Raw genomic sequence first — 4,492 nt, forward strand, 5'->3', positions numbered from 1 at the left:
ATTTTTAGTATCTTCTATTAAGACTTGCTCTTCAGCATGATGAATAAGAGACCATTGGCTGGAACTGTCTGTTTCAACTGAGATAGTCACATCATGATGATGATCAAGATTTTTAGCTATAACTGGCGCCCATTTGTAAGCTCCCGTTGTTGTTATCGCAAACAAAAACAGGACAAACGCAAGAATAAGTTTTGAGAACTTATTATGTGGCATACGAAAAAATCATCTCGAGATTCGCAGAAAGCATACTGAATAGAACTTCAAAAGTAAATTGTTACCTAAGATAAAAACTATTTGTATTATTTTTAGAAAAAAGTATGAGTAAGCTACCAAAGATAAGTACTCTAATGTTTGAGTTCCTCAACAACCTTATTTTAGAATTATCTTATTCAATACCCACTACTGTTGTTATGCCTGTAATAAGGATCTCATTTCCAAATATATAAAGTGAAGCCAACAAAACTTTAAATGTATATAAAAAAGGGTTAAATAATTGCAAGGGGGGCTTTAAAACGTTTTAATCGTAAAGCATTTCCTAGTACAAATATTGACGAGAGAGCCATTGCACCAGCAGCAAATACAGGAGAAAGTAGCAGTCCAAATTGCGGATAAAGTACACCTGCTGCAATAGGAATCAGAGCTGCATTGTAAACAAATGCCCAAAATAAATTTTCACGAATATTGGTTATAGTCGCTTTGCTTAAAGCGATAGCATTTGGCACTCCTTTCAGGTTGCCAGACATCAAAACCACATCAGCAGCTTCAATAGCTACGTCTGTACCTGTACCTATTGCTAAACCAATATCTGCTTCTGCAAGTGCAGGGGCATCATTAATGCCATCTCCAACATATGCGAGTTTACCATATTGATTTTTTAATTTTTTAACGGCCTCTATTTTACCTTCAGGTAAGACTTCTGCAATAACCTCATCAATACCTAGTTTTTTTGCAATCGCTTGAGCTGTATGACGGTTATCACCTGTAATCATGGCAACCTTTAAACCTAACTGATGTAACGCTTCAATTGCAGCAAATGTTGATTCTTTAATTGGATCTGCTACAGCAATAATGGCAGCAAGTTTCTGGTCAATCGCAACATAGAGAGGGGTTTTTCCTTCTTCTCCCAAACGATCCGAAAATTGAGAAAAAACATTAGGATTCAAACCTAGTTTTTCCATATATCGATCTGCACCAATATGAACCAAATGTTCAGACACCGTTGCTTCTATTCCATAGCCCGTGACTGACTTGAAATCAGCAACAGGAGACAGGATTAATTCCTTATCTATAGCGGCTTGTACAATTGCTCGAGCAATAGGATGCTCAGACTTTGATTCAACGGCTGCCATAAGTGAAAGTACGGCATTGTATTCAAACCCTTCTAAGACATGCAGATCGGTTAAAATTGGTTTCCCTTCAGTCAGGGTCCCTGTTTTATCAACAGCAACCACTTTAGTTTCTTTGAGCAGCTGCAAAGCTTCCCCTTTACGGAATAAAACACCCATTTCAGCACCACGCCCAGTTCCCACCATGATTGATGTAGGCGTTGCAAGTCCCATTGCACAAGGACATGCAATAATGAGTACCGCAACTGCATTAACTAAGCTAAACGTTAGGGCGGGCTCAGGGCCGAAGATAAACCAAGTAATAAAAGTTAAAAGAGAGAGACCCATTACTACAGGTACAAACCACATGGTAATTTTATCAACCAATGCCTGAATAGGCAGCTTGGAACCCTGTGCCTGTTCAACCATTCGGATGATTTGAGAAAGCACTGATGAACTACCAACAGAGGTGGCTTTGATATTTAAGCTGCCACTTTGGTTAATTGTTCCTCCTACCACAGTAGAGCCTATCGTTTTTTCAACGGGCATAGGCTCGCCAGTAATCATGGATTCATCAATAAAACTTTGGCCGTGAATAACTTCACCATCGACAGGGATACGCTCACCTGGTCTAATCTCTACAATCGTTCCTGTTTGAACTTCGGCAATCGGAACTTCTATCACCTGATTATTGAGCTGTATTCTGGCAACTTTAGGCTGCATTCCAACTAGATGTTGAATTGCTAAAGACGTTCGGCCTTTTGCCTTGGCTTCAAAAAATCTACCTAATAGAATTAAAGTGATAATAACCGCTGCAGCTTCATAATAAACATTGACCGTGCCTTGTGGCAGGACACTTGGAAAGAAAGTAGCAACCACTGAATAAAGATAAGCAGCCAATGTTCCTACAGCCACCAAGGAATTCATGTCTGGTGCTAAGCGGAATAAACTTGGGATGCCCTTTTTGAAGAAGCGTCGGCCTGGAAAAATTAATGCTACTGTGGTCAAGAAAAATTGCATTAACCAGCTATTTTGTTGGCCAATGTTATCCATCATAAACGTATGAAAGGCGGGAATCAGGTGTGATCCCATTTCTAAAATAAAAACGGGTAGAGTCAATAAGACTGACAAAATTAAATCTTTTTTAAGTTTTTCTAATTCAATATTTTTTTTATCTTGAAAGCTTTCCGTAGTTTGATGAACTGACTTTGCTTCAAACCCTGCTTTGGTGACAGCCTGAATTAACGAGTCACGAGTGACAGATGAGCTTGCCTGAATAGTCGCTTTTTCAGTAGCCAGATTTACATGTGCTGATTCCACACCCTCAACAGATTTTAAGGCTTTTTCTACTCGACCTACACAAGAAGCACATGACATACCCTCAATCGTAAGCTCTATTGGTTGCAGCGCTTCCACTTCGTAGCCTGCTTTTTCTACGGCTTTAATTAAAGTAGCGCGATCAAGTGGTTGATGCGCATAAATGACTGCTTTTTCGGTAGCCAGATTTACATGAGCCGATTCAACACCTTCAACAGATTTTAAAGCTTTTTCCACACGGCCTACACAAGAAGCACATGTCAGCCCCTCAATCTCTAATGTTTCACTGTAGTGTGGCGTATCAGTCATTTCGGTACTCATATACGATCTCTATCATTTAGATATGCTGAGTTCTATATGCGAAGATCAGCTCGAACCAAGATTAGGGGGAATTCAGGGATTACTTTTATTTCAAGCAAGTACAGGTTTTATCTGTACGATGAGGAAAATAAGAGAGAGTAAAAGTGGTAAGGAATTCCCACTGTTACTCTAACAGAGATTAAGCAGGATCAGCTGTAAATCCACGCTCACTGAGAGTGGCAATGACTTGATCCTGACTCACCGTTGTGTTGATTTCAACAATACGGTTTTGTAAATCAATATCGAGTGAGGCATTCGAGTCGAGCTCTTTAATTGCGGTAGTAATGCCGCGTGCACAACCACCACAAGTCATATTAGCGATGTGAAATTTCATATGTTGCTCCTTTTTAACAAAACATTTGTTTAAAACATTAGAACAGTAACTCTAAACTTTCACCATACAACCAGCCTTTTTCTGAATCAGTTACTCGCTGTAACTTGGTCTGTTTACAACCTTACAGTTTTCTTCAGAGTATTCCAAAGAAGAGTGTTCTAATGACTACAGTAAAAGTACTTAACCAACATTAATGTGACTTTAAAATGACATTTTTGTCATCTACGATCACTCTGAAATTTATAAGATTAGTTATTTCAATCAATGGTAGTGAACTGAATAGATGAGACCGTTATGGGTTGAAGATAAGCTAAAAAACCAGTGACTACCTTTATGTATAATGCCTCATGATGCGATTTTACTGTTCTGATTGTCGTAAGTTGACAGTCCAGTAGAAACTTTATTGCTCAGCTACAAAAGATAAATGCAGTAATGTTAAATTTCCTCAATTCCCTTATTTTGAAATTCTCTTATTCAATACCCACGACAGTGGTTATATAGCCTGTTGTTAATAGAATTGATAGACCTAATAACATCTCAAATAAAATGGCATGACTAAGGTGTTTAGCGAATTTAGGATGTTGAAGACGCGGGGTGAAATACCATTTGTTGAAGGCAGCTAAAAGTAGAATACTTATAACAAAAAACATTTTAACCATGAAACCATAGCCATATGCAGTATTGATTAAGGTATTAAAATCTTTAATTAAAAGAAGAGCTACACTAGCGCCACAGGCGATTAATATCCCAACAATGAAAGCAGCAATACGTCCAAATACATGCATGCGATCTTTTAAAGGTAAACCACTTATTTCCCGGCTGGTTTTCCATAACGGATATAAAGACCCCATCCATAACGACATAACTAGAATATGGATTGATAATAAAATTTGAGCAAGTAAGGTTAAATTAGCGACATGTCCGAGCTGGGAAAAACTAAAAATAATCGGGATAAGTAAAATACAAAATATTGAACTTTCAATTATAGAAAACTGACCTTTGTTCCTGTTAAGTTTAACCACCATGAGAAGAAGTAAAAGAGCAAAACTAATAGAACGAAGAACGTATATATACCCCGTCGGAGTATTAACCAATATATTAATATACGTGGGGTCCACCATACCTGTAATACCAGTATTGGCAAAACTACCAATCA

At 38.1% G+C, this 4,492-nt stretch carries 3 protein-coding genes and 1 pseudogene; all 4 read right to left on the reverse strand.

Annotation, left to right across the window (positions count from 1 at the left end; genetic code table 11):
• Positions 1–213: pseudogene (locus tag WA352_RS21485) on the reverse strand (hypothetical protein); the annotation flags it as partial.
• A 272-nt stretch (positions 214–485) separates the two neighbouring features.
• Positions 486–2,963 carry a heavy metal translocating P-type ATPase gene (locus WA352_RS21490; RefSeq protein ID WP_336143873.1) on the reverse strand — a complete coding sequence of 826 codons (2,478 nt, stop codon included), beginning with the start codon at positions 2,961–2,963 and terminating at the stop codon, positions 486–488.
• 178 nt (positions 2,964–3,141) lie between these two features.
• Positions 3,142–3,336 carry a heavy-metal-associated domain-containing protein gene (locus WA352_RS21495; RefSeq protein WP_004281879.1) on the reverse strand — a complete coding sequence of 65 codons (195 nt, stop codon included), beginning with the start codon at positions 3,334–3,336 and terminating at the stop codon, positions 3,142–3,144.
• 470 nt (positions 3,337–3,806) lie between these two features.
• A partial coding sequence (locus WA352_RS21500; RefSeq protein WP_336143874.1) for a copper resistance D family protein occupies positions 3,807–4,492 on the reverse strand: 686 nt, incomplete at its 5' end.

It is taken from the genome of Acinetobacter sp. 102 (genome assembly GCF_037028485.1).
GTDB classification, from domain to species: Bacteria; Pseudomonadota; Gammaproteobacteria; order Pseudomonadales; family Moraxellaceae; genus Acinetobacter; species Acinetobacter higginsii.